The organism is Cupriavidus sp. L7L (assembly GCF_004353535.1).
GTDB lineage: Bacteria > Pseudomonadota > Gammaproteobacteria > Burkholderiales > Burkholderiaceae > Cupriavidus > Cupriavidus oxalaticus_A.
The window spans coordinates 1-17,837 of record NZ_SMNY01000036.1 but is presented as its reverse complement, the minus strand read 5'-3'; the positions used below and the strand labels follow the sequence as shown (position 1 = coordinate 17,837).

The window sequence follows — 17,837 nt, the reverse complement described above, 5'->3', positions numbered from 1 at the left end:
ATGGCTGCGATACTAGAGGCGACTGTGCCGCAGGCGCGCCGTCCGGCAACCCCGTTCACTCGTCGTGCACTGCAGCCTGTGCCTCCCCCGCCGTCACGCCCGCGATGGCGGGGAGCGCTGCGAGCCTTTGGAAATCGATCCTGTTCGCGCATCCCCAGCCCCCTTTCTTCTCCGTGGTGTCGCCGCCCCTTGAGCGGCCACCTCAGGGGACAGTCTTCTGATCCTCTCAAGCCCATGCATGCGCCCGGCGTTCGTGAAGAAACGGTTCTGCCCTATAAAGGGAACGGCAGCGCCGAGATGACCGAAATGCCATTGGTGCGAGCCCGTGACGCGATCAGACGTCACAGTGTGAGCCCGCTTCTGAGCCTGGTCCGGGAATCGTCGGCGACAGTGGTGAGCGGCGCGAGCCGCATCCCGTTTGAGAGATCGAGTCGAATTCGACGCTTCCCATGGCGCTGCCGTTCATCAACGATGGTGGAGCAAGCCATGGCAATGCGCAAGCGAGACGACGAGGTGGTATTCCCCAACGCGGCGGGGATCGACGTGGGCGCGTCGAGCCACTGGGCGGCCGTGCCGCGGCATCTCGCCGAACAAGCCGGCTGCGAGCCGGTACGCGAGTTCGGTGCAATGACCGACCACCTTAACGCGCTAGCTGACTGGCTGCTAGCCTGCGGGATCGACACGGTGGCGCTGGAGTCCACCGGGGTGTACTGGATCCCCGTGTATGAGGTGCTGGAACAGCGAGGATTGAAGGTCTGGCTGGTCGATGCTCGACAGCTCAAATACGTGCCCGGGCGCAAGAGCGACGTGCAAGACTGCCAGTGGCTGCTATGTCCCGGCACCAAGATCAGCGGTGGCAAGGTACTGTCCTCGGGCACCAAACGATCAGCCAACCGGGCGCGCCAAGCGCTCAAGCTCGCGGCGATGAGTCTGTCACATAGCGACTCCGCACTCGGCGCGTTCTACCGCCGGCTGTGTGCCCGCATGGACAAGCCGCGTGCCAACACGGCAGTCGCCCATAAGCCTCGCGCTGACGTGCCACGGCCCGCACCACGCAGACTTCGCCGCTAGGACGCCAGGCCGCGCGCAGTAGCCCCAGGCTCATGAGCTCCTGCGCCGCTTCGCCAACGTCAAGCACTTCTGCTCGTGGCTCGGGCTGTGCCCCGGCACCAAGATCAGCGGTGGCAAGGTCCTGTCGGCGCGCACGCGACGCTCCACCAACCGGGTGCGCCAGGCGCTCAAGCTCGCGGCCATGAGTCTGTCACGCAACCGTTCAGCGCTTGGCGCCTTCTACCGGCGCCTGTGCACGCGCATGGACAAGCCCCGCGCCAATACGGCCGTCGCCCACAAGCTCGCCCGCATGATCTACTTCATGCTCACACGCGGTGAGGCCTTCGTCGACCAAGGTCAGCAAAAGTACGAGGAGCAGCAGCGCCAGCGCTCCATCGCCGCTTTGCGCCGCCGCGCCGCCGACCTCGGCTTCGCCATTACGCCCGCGACAGCGGCAGCTCCATAGCGCCAGCCGTCACTCTGTTTCTCAGGAGGTATCCGATCCCGGACAGCGCTGGCCCATGGCGTGCGCTTACGCACCCACGCGTGCGCCTGTCCGACTCCAACAGCAGCGACTGCCGCCCGCCATTACCGGCATCGACGGCACCATGCTGCTCGTAGTCAACCGGGGAATATCATGAAGACGATCTTGCTCACTATGGCCGGCGCCATGGCGGCCGCCTTATCCCTTGCGGCGATGGCTGGCCCTGACTGGAGTGTGATTGAAAAGGCGCGCGGCGCGAAACAAGCCCAAGCGCAAAAGGCGACACCTCACCAGCCGATGACGATGGAGGACCACGCGGCAATGATAAAGGCATGCCGCGAAATGATGGCGCAGCCTAAGTAACCAGGCCGGTTGGCCCCGGCGAGCCGCGAGCTGTTCGCGGGCCGTCGGGGCGTTGTCGGTGCTGACCTCGGTAGCGCAGACCTGATCTGCGACAAACTGCCACAACCGGCATATGTTGCCCGAAGCCAAACGCTGCTAACATTCCTGCCAAACTAGGCGTCACACGTGCGTACTTCCCTCCGTCGGCTCTGGCTTGCCGCATTCCTGCTGAGCGCTTTCCTGACAGTGCAACTGGCAGCGGCAGCGTATGCCTGCGACGGCAGCCGCTATTCGCTCGGCGCAACGCACGAGATGGCCGGCATGACCGAAGCTTGCCCCGACATGGCAAAGGACGGCGCCGGGCCGGGCATACATGACGGACTTTGCCAGGAGCACTGCCAACTCGGCTCCAAGTCGGCCGACCATGCAACGCCTCAGATTCCCGCCTTCCAGCCGGTGCTCGTCAATGTCGTGGTGCCCACTCCGGTACCTGGACTGGCACATCGCGTAGCCGTTCCCCGCGAAGCGATTTCGCGCGCGCCGCCACGCCCTCTCCCCATCCTCAACTGCTGTTTCCGAACGTAGCCTTCGAAGCAACGCCTGTATCGTGCCCTGAGCCATAGCTTCAGGGTGGTCGTTGCTTTGCGGAGGCCTTATGCATTTGCGTTTCCCCACGATGAGCGGAGGCCGAGTGGCGTTCGCCATCACGCTCCTTGCCGCCATCCATCCGGCATGGGCGGAATCCGTCAGCGCACTCTCCTTGCAGGAAGCGGTCGCACTCGCGTCGTTGCGATCGACGGATGCCGAAACCTCGCGGTCGGCGGTCCAGTCAGCCATTGAGATGGCAGTCGCCGGCAAGCAGTTGCCAGACCCAATCCTGAAGGTCGGCGTCAACAACGTGCCGGCGAATGGCCCAGACCGGTTCTCGCTTGGCACGGACTCGATGACGATGAGGTCGATCAGCCTCATGCAGGAATTCACGCGTTCGGCGAAACGTCAGGCCCGCGCCGAGCGTTTCGAGGCCGAGGCGTCTTCGGCTGAGGCCCAACGCGCGGTGGCGCTGGCCACCGTGCAGCGCGGCACCGCCATAGCATGGCTTGACCGCTGGTATGCGGAACGCGCGTACGGCGTGCTCACCGAACAGGCGCAATCGATCAAGCTGATGGTGGACGCGGCACAGGCTGCCTATCGCGGCAATCGCGGTTCGCGCGCCGATATCCTTGCGGCCGAGCTTGAATTGCAGCAACTGCGGGATCGCGAAGACGAAGCCCGCGCCGCGGTCGCCTCGTCCCGCGCTGTGCTGCGCCGGTGGATCGGCGAGGCTGCGGAGCAGCCACTGACCGAGCGCCCCGCGCTTGATGCGCCTACCTGGCTCGCGTCTCTCGACGCCGCTGGCGCCGCGCAACTGCCCGACGTCGCGGCCGCAGAAGCCCAGGTCGGCGTGGCCGAGGCAGAAAGCCGCGTCGCGCGCGAGAACAAGGTTCCAGACGTCAGCGTCGAGCTTATGTACAGCCAGCGTGGCCCCGCCTACTCGAATATGGTATCGCTGAACGTTTCGCTGCCGGTGCCCTGGGACCAGAAGAACCGCCAGGATCGCGAGCTGGCCTCCAAGCTCGCGCAGGCCAACGCTGCACGGGCGCAAGCCGAATCGGTACGCCGTGGCCTGATCGGACAGCTCCGCGGCAAGCAGGCCGAACTGCAACTTAGTCAGTCACGCCTGGAGCGCTCTAGAAATACCACCTTGCCTCTGGCGAAGGCGCAAACCGAGGCGGCCCTGACCGCCTATCGCGCCAGCGCCGGCAGTCTGACAGCGGTGGCTGACGCCAGCCGCAAAGCGCTCAACATCTCCCTCGAACGGCTCAAGCTAGAGGCAGCTACTGCCCGGCTCTGGGCCGAACTCACTTTCCTGATGCCGTTACCGACTGCCGCACAACCGATGTCGCCGCAAGGAGCCCAACAATGAAATGGACCACGATTGCACGGGCAGTAGCGGCCTTCGTTGTGCTGGCGAGCGTCGGCGGTGCCTATTACCTCGGCCAACAACAGGGACGCCAGCATACGGCCGCGTCAACGACACCTGGGGGCGGCTCCGGTGATGCGAGCCTCAAGGCCGGTGATATCGGTCCCAAAACGGGCAAGCGCATCCTCTACTGGCATGACCCAATGGTGCCGGGCCAGCGCTTTGACAAGCCAGGCAAGTCGCCATTCATGGATATGGCGTTGTCGCCGGTGTACGAGGAAACCGCTGGCGGCGCGGCCGTTACCATTGACAGCCGCGTGAGTCAGAACCTAGGTATCCGGACGGCAGAGGTGAAGTCGGGCCGGCTTGAATCGGCACTGGAAGTTCCAGGGAACGTGGCGATCAACGAACGCGGTATCGAAGTGCTGCAGGCTCGCACGACTGGGTTCGTCGAGCACGCGTATGCCAGGACGAGGCTGGATCCGGTTCGTAAAGGGCAGCCACTGGCGCAGATCTACTCGCCTGAATGGGTCGCCGCGCAAGAGGAGTACCTGGCCGTGGCTCGCATGAGCGGCAACCTGCAGAGCGATTTGCGCGAAGCCGCCATCGCCCGCATGCGGCAGGCCGGCATGACCGACAGCCACATCCGCCTGGTGCAGAACACCGGCAAGCTGCAGCCGCGGCTCACCGTTACCAGTTCGGTAGACGGCATCGTCACTGAGATCGGCGCACGTGACGGCATGACCGTGTCTCCCGGCACCACGCTCTTTCGCATAGCCAGCCTGGCAACGGTATGGGCGCTGGCGGAAGTGCCGGAGAGCCAGGCCGCGCAGCTACGACCCGGCCAAACCGTGTCGGCAGTCGCGGCAGCCCTGCCCGGACAAACGCTCACCGGCAAGGTCGACGCCATTCTGCCCGACATCAACACAGGCACCCGCACGATCAAGGTTCGAATTGAGTTGCAGAACAAGGGCCGCCAGTTGTTGCCAGGCATGTTCGTGACTGCCCGCTTTGGTGCCTCGCCCGGACCGGACAGGCTGCTTGTCCCGACCGAGTCGCTGATCCGCACCGGGACGCGCACCATAGCCATGGTGGAAACCGGCCAAGGTGGCTTCAGCCCCGTCGAGGTCAAGACAGGTGCCGAGGCTGGCGGACAGACCGAAGTGATCGAGGGCCTCAAGGCCGGACAGAAGGTGGTGGTATCCGGCCAGTTCCTGATCGACTCCGAAGCCAGCCTGCGCGGTACCGCGCAGCGCATGACGGCAGCGCCAGCCGCTTCGGCACCCGCCGCCGCGGCTGCCGTGCCGGAGCACGAAGGCGTCGGGCGTGTGGAGGCGGTGAGCGCTGAAGCCATGACGATCTCCCACGGCCCGATCCCGTCGGCACAGTGGGGCGCCATGACCATGGATTTTGCCGCACCGCCGTCAGGCGTGCCGAAAGGGTTCAAGCCGGGTGACCGCATCCGCTTCCGCTTCCGCCTGAACAACGAAGGCGCGGCGACCCTGTCGTCGGTCGAGCCCGCCACCCCTGCACAGGGAGGGAAGCCATGATTGCGCGGCTCATCCTTGCTTCTATCCGGAATCGCTTCCTGGTCCTGCTGGCCACTGCCATGCTCACCGCCTGGGGCTTGTGGGCCGTGCGCAGTACGCCGCTCGACGCATTGCCGGACCTGTCCGACGTGCAGGTGATCATCCGTACGCCATTCCCCGGCCAAGCCCCACAGATCGTGGAAAACCAGGTCACTTATCCCCTGACCACGACGATGCTGTCCGTGCCCGGTGCCAAGACCGTGCGCGGCTATTCGTTCTTCGGCGATTCCTTTGTCTACGTGCTGTTCGAGGATGAGACGGACCTCTACTGGGCGCGCTCGCGCGTGCTGGAATACCTGAACCAGGTGCAATCGCGGCTGCCCGCCGCCGCCAAGCCGGCGCTTGGCCCTGACGCGACCGGCGTAGGCTGGATCTACGAGTACGCCCTCATCGACAAGACCGGGCAGCACGACCTCAGCCAGTTGCGAGCCTTGCAGGACTGGTTCCTGCGCTTCGAGCTCAAATCACTGCCCAATGTGGCCGAGGTCGCCTCGCTGGGCGGGATGGTCAAGCAGTACCAGATTGTGCTGATGCCAGACCGGCTGCGTGCCTATAACCTGTCGCAGGCCAGGGTGTTGGCTGCGCTCAAGGGGGCGAACCAGGAAACTGGAGGGTCGGTGCTGGAGCTGGGCGAAGCCGAGTACATGGTGCGTGCCAGTGGGTACCTGAAGACGCTCGACGACTTCCGCCAGATCCCGCTGGTAACCAGCGAGACCGGCATCCCCGTACGGCTCGGCGACGTGGCCACCGTTCAGTTCGGTCCCGAGATGCGGCGCGGTATTGCCGAGCTCGACGGCCAGGGCGAAGTCGCGGGCGGCGTCATTGTGATGCGATCAGGCAAGAATGCACTAGAGACGATCGACGCGGTCAAGACCAAGCTCGCCACCCTGCAAAAGAGCTTGCCAAAGGGCGTGGAGATCGTACCTACCTACGATCGCTCAGAGCTAATCAAGCGCGCAGTGGATAACCTGACGGCCAAGCTCATCGAGGAGTTCATCGTGGTGGCGCTGGTGTGCCTGGTGTTCCTGTTCCACCTGCGCTCGGCTCTGGTGGCCATTGTCTCGCTGCCGCTCGGCGTGCTCGCAGCGTTCCTGGTCATGCGCTACCAGGGCGTGAACGCCAACATCATGTCCCTGGGCGGCATCGCCATCGCCATTGGCGCGATGGTCGATGCGGCGGTGGTAATGATCGAGAATGCGCACAAGCACCTGGAACACTGGCACGCCGACAATCCGGGAAAGGAACTGTCCGTACACGAGCGGTGGCGTATTACTGGCGAGTCAGCGGCGGAAGTCGGGCCAGCCCTCTTCTTCTCGCTGCTGATTATCACGCTCTCATTCATCCCCGTGTTCACGTTGGAGGCGCAAGAGGGGCGGCTGTTCTCGCCGCTGGCGTTCACCAAGACCTATTCAATGGCGGCCGCGGCGGGCCTGTCGATCACGCTGGTGCCGGTCCTAATGGGCTATATGATCCGCGGCCGGATTCCGTCGGAACAGGCCAATCCGCTCAACCGGTGGTTGATCCGCGGTTATCAGCCATTGCTTGCCAAGGTGCTCTCGTATCCGAAGACCACGCTGGCGATTGCGGCGCTCCTGATGGTGGCGACCGCCTGGCCGATCATGCGCATCGGTGGCGAGTTCATGCCGCCCCTCGATGAGGGAGACCTGCTGTACATGCCTTCGGCCTTGCCCGGGCTCTCCGCCGGCAAGGCGGCGCAGTTGCTGCAGCAGACCGATCGCCTCATCAAGACCGTACCGGAAGTCGCAACCGTGTTTGGCAAGGCGGGCCGCGCTGATACCGCCACAGATCCGGCACCGATTGAAATGTTCGAGACCACCATCCAGTTCAAACCACGCGACCAGTGGCGTGCAGGCATGACTACCGAAAAGCTGGTGGAGGAGTTGGATCGCGTGGTCAAGGTTCCGGGCTTGTCGAACATCTGGGTGCCGCCGATTCGCAATCGGATCGACATGCTCGCCACAGGGATAAAAAGCCCGGTCGGCATCAAGGTGGCCGGCACGGACCTGAAGGAGATCGACCGGCTCGCCACGCGCATCGAGGAAGCCGTCAAAAACGTCCCCGGTGTCACCTCCGCGCTGGCCGAACGTCTCACCGGCGGGCGCTATATCGATGTCGATATCGACCGCCGGGCCGCGGGCCGGTACGGCCTAAACATCGAGGATGTGCAAGGTATCGTGTCATCCGCAATCGGTGGCGAGAACGTCGGCGAAGTGGTCGACGGGCTGGCGCGCTTTCCGATCAACGTCCGGTATCCGCGCGACTACCGTGATTCCATCGAGCAATTGCGCAGCCTGCCAATCGTCACTGACAAGGGACTGCAGATCACCCTGTCCGACGTGGCGCGCATCGAGGTCGTGCAAGGCCCGCCGATGCTGCGCAGCGAAAATGCGCGCCTGTCCGGCTGGATCTATGTCGACATTCGCGGACGGGATCTGCGCTCCGCCGTGCGGGATATGCAGGACGCGGTGGCAAAGGCGGTGCCGATGCCCGCGGGCAACTCGCTAAGTTGGTCTGGACAGTTCGAGTACCTGGAGCGCGCCACCGCCAAGCTCAAGGTCGTGGTGCCGTTCACGCTGCTGATCATCTTCGTGCTGCTCTATCTGATATTCGGCCGCCTGGATGAGGCGATCCTGATCATGGGCACCTTGCCTCTCGCCCTGATCGGGGGCTTCTGGCTGCTCTATGTGCTCGGCTATAACCTGTCCGTGGCCGGCATTGTGGGTTTTATCGCACTGGCAGGCGTCGCGGCGGAGTTTGGCGTGATCATGCTGCTCTACCTGAAGCAGGCATGGTCCGAGCGGATCGATAATGGTGACACCGGCGTGCCAGGTTTGCTGGAGGCGATCCGCGAAGGTGCGGTACTACGTGTGAGGCCGAAAGCGATGACCGTCGCCGTCATCCTGGCCGGTTTGATCCCGATCGTGTGGTCGCACGGCACCGGCTCAGAAGTAATGCAGCGCATCGCTGCACCGATGGTCGGCGGCATGGTGACGGCGCCGCTGCTGTCCATGTTTGTGGTCCCGGCGGTGTATCTGCTGCTACGCCGCCGTCAGATCAAACAGAAGACTTCCTTTTCCCCCAACCTAACACCTCAGGAGGAATCGCAATGAAACACCTCAAGACCCTCGCCGCCGCCCTGGCCATGATTGCCGCGCCGGAAATATTTGCCGCGGGTTCGATGGACGGCATGGACATGAAGGCACCCGTCGCCTCGCAACAGGCAGCTCGGCCAGTGCCCGCAGAGATCAAGAAGATCGATGCGCAAGCCGGAAAGGTCTCGCTTAAACACGGCCCGATCGAGAATCTAGGCATGCCCGGCATGACGATGGCGTTCCCGGTGAAGGATCGCACCTCGCTTAGCAAGTTCAAGGAAGGCGATACTGTGTCGGTGATATTCGACAAGGTGGATGGCGCGCCGACGGTTATGGTAATGCAGCGCAAGTAATCGGTCGATGCGCGCACGGGTTGGCCGGGCGCCTCCCGTGCGCGTCCTGACTTCCCGGCATGGCCCTAGCACCGTCACGCCGGCAGCCATTGGCAACTTAGCGCGACGATCCTGACAAGCCAAATCCGAATCGAATCAGACCGTGCGCCACAACCCTTTTGATCTCCCCCACGATGTCCTCGTCGTCGTCCTGAGCTCACTCGCAATCATCCTTTGTATGCTCGGCCTGTTTGCTTGGTATGTTCGACGACGGCATGGTCCCCCGCGAACCAGCAACCAGCATGGGCCGGTCTCGCGCAAGCGCATGAGAAAGTCGAGGAGACGGGGCTAATAGCGGTCGGAATGGCGTCCTCCTTGCATGACTCGCACAGCCGGAAGCATCCATTCCATTCTCCATGAAAAACGGATTCCCCTCAGTCTTTGACAGGATCAGTTGTTTCAACGGTACCAGCGACCTATCGTCCCCCAGCAGTGCAGTGGTTTGCCTACGTCTGGTTTCCCCTCTTCCTGTTGGCGGCGCCGCGTCTGGGAAAACTCCGCATCACATTGATGGCGATTCTCGCACTGGCCGTGGTCGGTGTGGTGGAGGCGACGTCGCCCACACACCTGTCGATGAGTGGTGGCGTCGCCCGCCTGATCCCGGAGTTTATGCTGGGTGTGCTGCTATGCCGATTGCGTGAGGCGACGCCGAGCTACCAGGGCCTTATTTGGGGAAGCTTGTTGTCGCTCCTCGTTTGTGTAATCGGCGTGAAAGTTGGAATCGATACGGTTTTCGTGGCTGTCACCGACCGTACCAACCTTATACCGTCATTTTCCTTCAATTAGTTCTCCAAAAAGCTCCCTGACCTTTGACTTGGCATCCTTCAGCGCGATACGGCCCTGCTCGGTGATTTCGTAAACCCGCCGATCACGTCGGCCAGTACGCTCATGACGTGAAGTGAGATAGCCCTTTTTTTCCAAGCCATGCAGCATTGGATACAAAGTTCCTGCGCTGATCTCGTAACCGTGGTGTCGCAACTCCTCGATGATGCCGAGGCCGAAGATGGGTTCCTCGGCTGCGTGGTGGAGGATGTGCAAACGGATCAGCCCCCCGTAAAGGTCTTTGTCTGTCATTCCCGAAGCTCACAGAACCGTGCTCAACAACCAGCCCGCAGCACCACTGCCGACCACAACCAGCCACGGCGGCAGCTTCCAGAACATCAGGGCAACGAGCGCCACAAGGGCCAAGCCAAAATCGTTTGGCGCGTGAATCGCGCTCGTCCATACCGGTTGATAGAGGGCAGCCAGCAGCAGGCCAACCACGGCCGCATTGATGCCAGACAGCGCCGCTTGCGTGCGGGGGTTGCGACGCAAGCGCTCCCAGAACGGCAATGCTCCCACGACCAGCAGGAAGGATGGCGCGAAGATTGCCAGCAGGCAGATCAGACCGCCGAGCCAGCCAGTGGGTGCCTGGTTCATAGAAGCGCCGAGAAAAGCCGCGAAGGTGAACAGAGGGCCAGGGACGGCCTGCGCAGCACCGTAACCCGCCAGAAATGCGTCATTGCTGACCCAGCCAGTCGGCACGACCTCGGCTTGCAGCAAGGGCAGCACGACATGCCCGCCACCAAAGACTAGTGACCCGGCACGGTAGAAGGCATCCACCATCGACAGCGCCTGATTCGGGAACAAGGTTGTCAACAAGGGCAACCCCATCAGGAGGGCAAAGAACAGCGTCAGCCAGAACAAGCCAACGCGACGACTGATGGCAATCGGCAACGGGTCATGCGCTGGCCCCTGCTGAGGCTTGAACAGCAACAGGCCAATGACCGCTGCAATGGCGATGACCCCCACTTGCCCCCCAGCGGACGGCACCAAAAGCACAAGGCATGTCGCCGCAGCCATGATGGTGATGCGCGGTGCGTCTGGACAGAGGTTGCGAGCCATCCCCCATACAGCTTGCGCCACTACTGCAACGGCCACCACCTTCAAGCCATGCAGCACGCCAGCCGGGATCGCATCCCCGTAACTAGCCATGCCCAGTGCAAACAGGATCAGGGCAATCGCTGACGGCAGCGTGAAGCCCGCCCAGGCGGCCAACGCCCCGGCATAGCCGGTTCGGGACAACCCGAGCGCGATCCCGACCTGACTGCTGGCAGGGCCCGGAAGGAACTGACAGAGGGCGACCAAATCCGCATAGCTTCGTTCGGCGAGCCACTGCCGCCGCGTCACGAACTCATCGCGAAAGTAGCCTAGGTGGGCAATTGGGCCGCCGAAAGAGGTCAGGCCCAGTCGGAGGAAAATCAGAAAAACAGTCCAAGGGCTGCGGTCAGTCCTGGTGATGTCGGTCATGGTCACATCTTGCTATGTGGCAGAGTTGAGCCATAATAATCGAAGTTCGATAGCGAAACACGATAACGAAACAATCCCATCATGGAACTCGTTCTGATCGGAGTTGTGGCCTTATTAACATCCGGGCTGACGTTGTTCTCCGGCTTCGGCTTGGGAACGATCCTGATGCCGGTGTTCGCACTGTTTTTCCCGTTGTCGCTTGCCATCGCTGCAACAGCCGTGGTGCATTTCGCCAGCAACCTCTTTAAGTTGGGGCTGATGGCCCGGCAGGCGGATTGGCCAGTCGTGGTGAAATTCAGCGTGCCCGCCGCCATGACGGCAATCCTTGGCGCACGCTCCCTCGCGTTCTTCGATCAGTTGCCGCCCCTCTGGCACTACACCATTGCAGGCTCAGATTTTGAAATCACCGCGGTAAAAGCGGTCATCGGCAGTTTGATCGTGCTGTTTGCACTGCTTGAACTATCCCCTCGCTTTCAAGCGCTCGCTTTTCCAGCGCGCTGGCTTCCTGTTGGCGGGGCGCTCTCTGGCTTTTTTGGGGGGTTATCGGGCAACCAAGGTGCGTTGCGTTCGGCGTTCCTGTTGAAGGCGGGCCTGTCCAAAGATGCGTTCGTGGCGACAGGTGTTGTTTCGGCGGTGATCGTCGATGCTGTGCGCCTCGGGGTGTACGGCACCGCCATGCTTGCAGGCCAATTTTCACAGGCTCAGACACTCGCATTACCCGTTATCGTGGGAACGATCTGCGCGTTCATCGGTGCTCTTGTAGGCAAGCGCATCTTGCAGAAGGTCACGCTGCGCACGGTACAACTCATTGTTGCAATAGCTATGTTAAGCATAGGTACCGGATTGGCTCTTGGCTTGCTCTAGAGTCTTGCAGACTTCGGGCTGGAAGTCTATTTACGACACGGCCGTTTTCTGAAGCGACCCCATCTATAGCCGTACGCACCGTCGTTGCCCTAACGCAGCCTCATCGATCGCGTGCGCCAAAGCTCGTGTCGGAACCCATTGGCCCCCTTGCGCTAAGAATCGCGCGGACGCGTCGACGACGGGTTGCTTGCTTTCATCCGCGGATGCGGCGAAGACGGGGGCAACGACCGACTCCGCGAGCGCAAATTGCTGCCCTTCGAATGCCCCTGGATCGAGGCGACCTTCGGCTTCGAACGTGAGAATGGAAAACGTCGTTCGAACGACGCGCACAGGCTCTCTGGCCACGAGTTCGACGACCACATCGGCCATGCGTGCGCGTTGCCCGGCAAAGTGGACAAGCAGTGGTTGGCCGGCTCCCGCAACATCCGCTGAAATTTGATGGTTGGCAGCTGCCAGAGAGTATCGTCACGGGCGATGAGAACTTTCGGCAAGAAAATCCCGTAGCTACCCCCCATGCGCCAACTTTGAGGTTGCAATGTCCCGTCCCACTGGGAACAGTTCTCCCCCCGTTACTATCTTCATGTCCCGACAATTGGGGCTTTGGCCAGCCAGGCCCGGCATGATTCCTGCCCCCAGTCGCCCATGATCCGGGGGGAGTTGTCACCGGGCCTCATGGGTGGCTGGTGATCGCTAATAGGGGCTCGGCCAAGGTGTTCTTGAGGCCGTCCGTAACGTGGATGCCGAGACTTGCCACCATTCCTGCAGGCCAACCCGCTCAACCCGCATAACGTTCGATGCAAGTGAACCAACAACACGACTCCGTCGATGTCATCGGCGTTGACGTAGGCAAAGGCCAACATCACGCTGTAGCAGTTGATCGGACCGGGAAGCGCCTATACAACACGGCGCTGCCCAACGATGAGGCCAAACTGCGTGCCCTCATCACCGACCTCAAGGCATACGGCCAACTCCTGTTCGTCGTTGATCAACCCGCCACCAATGGCGCGCTGCCGGTCGCAGTCGCCCGCGACGAAGGCGCATCCGTGGGGCGGATGGCGGCCGAATGGGAAAGTGGCCTCCAAGACTGCGCTTTCGGCAAAGGCGAGAGTCTCCAATGGGGGTCGATAGGAGGCGATCAGTAATCCAGTGCCCGTGGCGCTTGACGATAAGCTGACACAAATTCGAAATTTCCCTTATGGATCAACGCCTTATACTAAAATTTCACGAATTCCGGCCGACTTTCCCATAGACGCCAACGCCCGTGGTGCGGTTTAGCACAAACGGTTTTTTAGTCACCGGTCGCGGGTGCTCTCCGCAAGTGCTGTTCATATGCACGCGACCGCGACCGCCAACCAAAAAACGCTCTGCTTTATGCACGGCAGAGCATAAGGGCGTATCTTGGCCGGAGGCGTTCTAGGGACATCGATGCCAGGATCCCTGTAAGCGTTGGTCTGGATCAACCATCACCAAGAAGTCTGGGGAGTACTATGAAAGGTAGGCTTACTGGCTGTGCGCTATCTGCCCCGCGAATGTCTTGATGCCTCGCCGGGGAACCTGGTGCTTTCCCCAGCGGGGGAGCATTTTCCAGCGAAACAAAGTGACTCCAAACGCCTGTTGGGGTGCCAGGCTCAGCCAGAGGCTCAATACCGTTGCGAAACGTCCAGGGCTGCGCTGGGCATCATTGAACTAAGTTCTCATCACGAGCAGGAGGCTATTTATGGCAGAAGCTCACTATCGCGCCAAACTCATATGGAGTGGCGGTGCGTTGGGTCCGACGAAGTCGGTCGAAAGCTATTCGCGCGAATTTCGGGCGGAAATCGACGGCAAACCGGCAATGCGCGGCTCTGCTGATCCCGCCTTTCACGGTGATCCCGCTCTGTACGATCCGGAAGACCTGCTCCTGGTCGCACTGTCCTCTTGCCACATGCTGAGCTATCTCGCGGTCTGCGCGCACGCCGGCATTGCGGTCCTCTCCTATGAGGACCCGGCGATCGGGACGCTGGCGCGAAAGGATGGGCGGGTACGCTTCACCGACGTCTTGCTTCAGCCGAAAGTCGTAGTGGAGGCAGGAAGTGATATTGAAAAGGCCAGAACCTTGCACCAGAAGGCGCATGACATTTGCGTAATCGTTAACTCGGTTAACTTCCCGGTCCGGCACGAAGCTGAGGTCGCGTTCGCCGCCGGAGAGTCGCTACCTTCGGGGCGTTCCGAGTAGTGTGCGGCTCAACGTCGAGCTTTGCTCGAAGGGGGGTGACAGCGGATGAACCATCAGTCGCTCTGCAGCGATTCGGCAGCGCGGCACAAGGCGATCCGGTTTACCGGGCGGCCGACCACCTGGGAAAATTGCTGCGCACGCTGTTCCTGTGCGACTCGGAATTTTTCTTCATCCTCGAGCCGCACTACCACATGCCTATCACCGGCGCGCAGGCACAGACGGGCGGTCTCCTTGCGCGTCGCCAGCATGGCTGCCATTTGTGCGTCATTGCAATCGATCAGCAGCGTGGTCCCCGCGACTTTCAGCGCCTTGCCCTGCTTGCCGGCCTCTTGATGGGGTTATCGAATGGAAGGGACTTCCCCGTCCCGAGGTTGCGGCGGAAGCCGCCGGTTGGAACCGACGTGCCATGATGGCGTGTCGAAGCTGCATCACAACCAACGAAGGGGAAGTCCATGGCTATCGTTACCGTTGGAATTGATCTTGCCAAGAACGTGTTTGCCATTCATGGCGTCGACGAGGCCGGCAAGGCAGTACTGGTCAAGCCGAAGGTCTCACGCGATCAGTTGGTGCCACTGATTGCGCAGTTGCCGCCTTGCCTGATAGGCATGGAAGCTTGCTCTGGCGCGCATTACTGGGCGCGGTTGTTTCGCCAGCACGGACACACGGTCAAGCTGATGTCGCCGAGACTGGTGGCGCCTTACCGGATGTCCGGCAAGCGCGGCAAGAATGATGCAGCCGACGCGGCGGCCATCTGCGAGGCGGTGACCCGACCGAGCATGCGCTTTGTGCCAGTCAAGGACGAGCACCAGCAAGCAACCCTGAGCTTGCATCGAACCCGACAGGGATTCGTAGAAGAGCGTACCGCGACTTACAACCGCCTGCGCGGATTGCTGGCCGAATTCGGCGTGGTATTGCCGCAGAAGCCCGTGCGACTGCGCAAGGAGATTGGGGCCATCTGGAAGCCTTGCCCGGCTGGGCGAATCGATGCATCCAGGACCTGCTGAGCCACGCCGGCAGGCTGGAAGAGAAACTAGACGAATATGATCGCGCTATCAACGAGATTGCGCGTGAAGACGACCGCAGCAAGCGCCTGATGCAGCTTCGTGGGATCGGGCCGACAACGGCTAGTGCCCTCGCTGCTAGCATCGGGGCGGGACACGACTTCAGAAATGGCCGTCAGGTTGCGGCTTGGTTGGGGCTGACGCCAGGACAGCACAGCAGTGGGGGTAAACAGCGCTTGGGCAGCATCACCAGAGCTGGAGACGCTTACTTGCGCACGCTGCTGGTACTCGGGGCTCGCGCGGTGATGGCAAACCTGGGCGACAAGCAGGTCTCCCTTTGTTTTTGCTGCAGTTTACCGGGTTAGCCACCGCAAGTAGCCATGTGGGTTTCCGGGCCGCCACGTAAGAAAAACTCCAATAAATCAATAGGTTGCTGTCTGCCCCGTTGCGTTTTCTTGAAGGTGCTGCAAGCGGCATATCTTCGTGCTAAATGTTGCGACCACCTCTCATTGCCTCTACCCTCCGCAGTCCGTCTCACGCGTCGGAGAAGCGCGATGGATCACTGGCGGTTGGCCTACCTCGGGATGCGGCAGATCCCACAGGAACTCAGCGAGTTCGAGCTTGCTACGTTCTTCACCTACTCCCCCAAGGAACGGTCACTGATTGATGCTCGGCGCAGCCCTTTGTATCGCTTGGCCGTCGCCGTACACATCGGCTTTATCCGCATGACGGGGCGCACGCTTGATGCCTGCAAGCAAGTGCCCAGATTTCTCTGGGCGCATGTCGGTGCCCAGGTTGGTGTGACGCCGCCGGATATGGGCACGCTCAACGCAACTCTACGATGGGCGCACCGATACACTGTCAAATCACCAGATGCTGGCCTACCAAGTCCTCGGCTTCAGTCCGATGGCTGAGCACCAGCGCCGCTATGTCACGCGCTGGCTGAAGGAACGTTTGACGGGACAGCCGAGCCGCACTGCGCTGTTTCATGAGCTGAAGCGCTGGCTGTATGAACATCGGATACTGATACCCCATGACCGCGCACTAAAAAGATTGATCAGCCAGGCCGTCGCCACGGCCGAGGCGGCGCTTGCCGTCGCTCTGGTGCGCGCCTACGGGGCCTCCTTGGATGCGTGGGGCATATCACTTGCGCGCCCGCATGGCGACCGCACGAACCTGCAGCAATGGCTTTGGGCCGTCCCGTTGCGAACCTCGACCCACCAGATCGGGGAATTGTTCGACAAGATCGAACTCCTTTATAAGATGGGCATTCACCGAAACTGGCCAGCGGCGTGCAATGAAGCGCTGATACGCTACTATGCCCGGCGCTGCGCCAATCGTCCGCCCTCAGTGAGCAAACGAGTCGCGCAGCAACCCCGCCGATTGGAAGCGGCTTGCTTTCTACGTTACGCTCTATGCGCCGCCACGGATCATCTGGCGGCCATGTTGCGACACTGGATTCAGAAGTCCGTCAATGACGTTCGGCGCCTGATTGAGGCTGGGCGACCGGACCCTGGCACCCAGATGCGAGAGTTTGCGACCGCGGTCAAAGCGCTGGCCGCCGATGAGACACTAACCCGTGAAGCACTCTGCCAGCAGTTGTTGGCGCTGGCCGACGCGGCGCTCAACCGGCGTGCGCCCAGCCGTGCCAGCCTGATTCGCGCGCAACTCCTGTCGCGACACCGCCAGGCTCGAGCGTTGCTTGGCAAGCTGGTTCTGCTGCCATTCTCCGCCCTGTCAGCACACCCGGTGATTGAAGCGTTCGCAGTACTTCAGGAAGTTTACGCGCGAAAGTCCGATCATCTTCCCTACCCAATCACGATTCGACTTGGCCGCGCCTGGCAACCCGCCCTGGACGGAGAAGACCGACAGCGGGCCCTGGCCGCTTTTGAGTGGGGCACGCTATTCGCCCTACGGGTGGCACTGCGCAATGGCTCAGTCTTCCTTGAGCACAGCTTTGCCTTCCGAAGCCAAGCTACCCTCTTGATCGGCGCCAGCGATTGGAAGGCCAAACGCAACCACTTCTATGGCCATCTCAAGCTGCCGCAGGATGTTCAAGCATTTCTGAAGCCTGTGGTCACACATCTGGATGAAAGCCTAGCCAAGCTGCGGGACGCTGTCGTGTGTGGGAAGCTCAAAATTGACGATGCGATCCACATCGACCCCTTGGTGGCAAGCGCTCTGCCTCCGAATGTGGAGACATTGCGAGGCGCACTGTTCGAGCGGCACCCCGGCGGTCAGTTGCCTGAGATCCTGCTCGAGATCGACAGCGCCACGCACTTTAGTTGGCTCCTGCTGGGAAGAGAGCCTCATTCCCGCAGCGAATTGCTATTGGTCTATGCAGCGATACTCGCGCACGGCACATCGATGTCAGCGGCGGATCTCGCCCGAATGGTGCCGGAGTTGTCGCCTCCCGCGATCCGGCAGATGATGCATCGCGTTGCGGTCGAACGGAAGCTGCGCCACGCGGCTGAAGCCGTGCTGACCTTCATGCATCAGCACCCGATTTCCCAGCATTGGGGGCGCTCCGATCTGGCC

General features: G+C 61.8%; 12 protein-coding genes and 5 pseudogenes. 15 read left to right on the top strand and 2 right to left on the bottom strand.

Features of this window, described 5'->3' with window-relative positions:
* Nucleotides 1-591: 591 nt before the first annotated feature.
* The 8 genes and pseudogenes from E1J61_RS38945 to E1J61_RS28800 form a co-directional block, all read left to right on the top strand.
* Nucleotides 592-1,516, top strand: a pseudogene (locus E1J61_RS38945) (transposase); the annotation flags it as partial.
* Between the two features lie 171 nt (nucleotides 1,517-1,687).
* Nucleotides 1,688-1,897: a hypothetical protein gene (locus tag E1J61_RS28830; protein ID WP_133097337.1), complete on the top strand. Its 210-nt coding sequence runs from the start codon at nucleotides 1,688-1,690 to the stop codon at nucleotides 1,895-1,897.
* 165 nt (nucleotides 1,898-2,062) lie between these two features.
* Nucleotides 2,063-2,461, top strand: coding sequence for a copper resistance protein (locus E1J61_RS28825; RefSeq protein WP_133097336.1), 399 nt, complete (start codon nucleotides 2,063-2,065; stop codon nucleotides 2,459-2,461).
* A gap of 70 nt (nucleotides 2,462-2,531) precedes the next feature.
* Nucleotides 2,532-3,839 carry a TolC family protein gene (locus E1J61_RS28820; RefSeq protein WP_133097335.1) on the top strand — a complete coding sequence of 436 codons (1,308 nt, stop codon included), beginning with the start codon at nucleotides 2,532-2,534 and terminating at the stop codon, nucleotides 3,837-3,839.
* The gene (locus E1J61_RS28815; RefSeq protein ID WP_133097334.1) at nucleotides 3,836-5,386 is read left to right on the top strand and encodes an efflux RND transporter periplasmic adaptor subunit; all 1,551 of its coding nucleotides are present in this window, start codon (nucleotides 3,836-3,838) and stop codon (nucleotides 5,384-5,386) included. The genes E1J61_RS28820 and E1J61_RS28815 overlap by 4 nt, the downstream gene beginning before the upstream one ends.
* On the top strand, nucleotides 5,383-8,556 hold the full coding sequence (locus E1J61_RS28810; RefSeq protein WP_133097333.1) for an efflux RND transporter permease subunit: 3,174 nt from the start codon (nucleotides 5,383-5,385) through the stop codon (nucleotides 8,554-8,556). Before E1J61_RS28815 ends, E1J61_RS28810 begins: the two co-directional genes overlap by 4 nt.
* Nucleotides 8,553-8,891 (top strand): copper-binding protein, encoded by a 339-nt coding sequence (locus E1J61_RS28805; protein WP_133097332.1) that lies wholly within the window; start codon nucleotides 8,553-8,555, stop codon nucleotides 8,889-8,891. Before E1J61_RS28810 ends, E1J61_RS28805 begins: the two co-directional genes overlap by 4 nt.
* Nucleotides 8,892-9,362: 471 nt before the next feature.
* Nucleotides 9,363-9,716, top strand: a complete 354-nt coding sequence (locus E1J61_RS28800; protein WP_133097331.1) for a hypothetical protein — start codon at nucleotides 9,363-9,365, stop codon at nucleotides 9,714-9,716.
* Here E1J61_RS28800 and E1J61_RS28795 read toward each other — a convergent pair.
* Nucleotides 9,699-10,004 carry a PadR family transcriptional regulator gene (locus E1J61_RS28795; RefSeq protein ID WP_133097330.1) on the bottom strand — a complete coding sequence of 102 codons (306 nt, stop codon included), beginning with the start codon at nucleotides 10,002-10,004 and terminating at the stop codon, nucleotides 9,699-9,701. The genes E1J61_RS28800 and E1J61_RS28795 overlap by 18 nt on opposite strands.
* Nucleotides 10,005-10,013: 9 nt before the next feature.
* Entirely contained in the window at nucleotides 10,014-11,219 is a 1,206-nt protein-coding gene (gene chrA, locus E1J61_RS28790; protein ID WP_207951273.1) for a chromate efflux transporter, read from the bottom strand.
* Nucleotides 11,220-11,300: 81 nt separating this feature from the next.
* On the opposite strand from chrA, the gene E1J61_RS28785 reads away from it, so the two are divergent.
* The 7 genes and pseudogenes from E1J61_RS28785 to E1J61_RS28750 all read left to right on the top strand — a co-directional run.
* The gene (locus tag E1J61_RS28785) at nucleotides 11,301-12,083 is read left to right on the top strand and encodes a sulfite exporter TauE/SafE family protein (RefSeq protein WP_133097328.1); all 783 of its coding nucleotides are present in this window, start codon (nucleotides 11,301-11,303) and stop codon (nucleotides 12,081-12,083) included.
* Nucleotides 12,084-12,266: 183 nt separating this feature from the next.
* A complete protein-coding gene (locus tag E1J61_RS37540; protein ID WP_165971566.1) occupies nucleotides 12,267-12,515 on the top strand; it encodes a hypothetical protein in 249 nt (82 codons plus the stop codon).
* Nucleotides 12,516-12,877: 362 nt separating this feature from the next.
* A pseudogene (locus E1J61_RS28775) lies at nucleotides 12,878-13,132 on the top strand (transposase); the annotation flags it as partial.
* A gap of 668 nt (nucleotides 13,133-13,800) precedes the next feature.
* A complete protein-coding gene (locus E1J61_RS28770) occupies nucleotides 13,801-14,298 on the top strand; it encodes an OsmC family protein (protein ID WP_133097326.1) in 498 nt (165 codons plus the stop codon).
* Between the two features lie 59 nt (nucleotides 14,299-14,357).
* Nucleotides 14,358-14,453, top strand: a pseudogene (locus E1J61_RS38940) (Tn3 family transposase); the annotation flags it as partial.
* A gap of 297 nt (nucleotides 14,454-14,750) precedes the next feature.
* Nucleotides 14,751-15,628, top strand: a pseudogene (locus tag E1J61_RS28755) (IS110 family transposase); the annotation flags it as partial.
* A gap of 225 nt (nucleotides 15,629-15,853) precedes the next feature.
* Nucleotides 15,854-17,837: pseudogene (locus E1J61_RS28750) on the top strand (DUF4158 domain-containing protein); the annotation flags it as partial.

Coding starts and splice junctions, on each gene's coding strand:
- E1J61_RS28785 (WP_133097328.1), top strand. CDS start 11,301: ATGGAACTCGTTCTGATCGGAGTTGTGGCCTTATTAACATCCGGGCTG.
- E1J61_RS28815 (WP_133097334.1), top strand. CDS start 3,836: ATGAAATGGACCACGATTGCACGGGCAGTAGCGGCCTTCGTTGTGCTG.
- E1J61_RS28830 (WP_133097337.1), top strand. CDS start 1,688: ATGAAGACGATCTTGCTCACTATGGCCGGCGCCATGGCGGCCGCCTTA.
- E1J61_RS28820 (WP_133097335.1), top strand. CDS start 2,532: ATGCATTTGCGTTTCCCCACGATGAGCGGAGGCCGAGTGGCGTTCGCC.
- E1J61_RS28770 (WP_133097326.1), top strand. CDS start 13,801: ATGGCAGAAGCTCACTATCGCGCCAAACTCATATGGAGTGGCGGTGCG.
- E1J61_RS28795 (WP_133097330.1), bottom strand. CDS start 10,004: ATGACAGACAAAGACCTTTACGGGGGGCTGATCCGTTTGCACATCCTC.
- chrA (WP_207951273.1), bottom strand. CDS start 11,219: ATGACCGACATCACCAGGACTGACCGCAGCCCTTGGACTGTTTTTCTG.
- E1J61_RS28805 (WP_133097332.1), top strand. CDS start 8,553: ATGAAACACCTCAAGACCCTCGCCGCCGCCCTGGCCATGATTGCCGCG.
- E1J61_RS28810 (WP_133097333.1), top strand. CDS start 5,383: ATGATTGCGCGGCTCATCCTTGCTTCTATCCGGAATCGCTTCCTGGTC.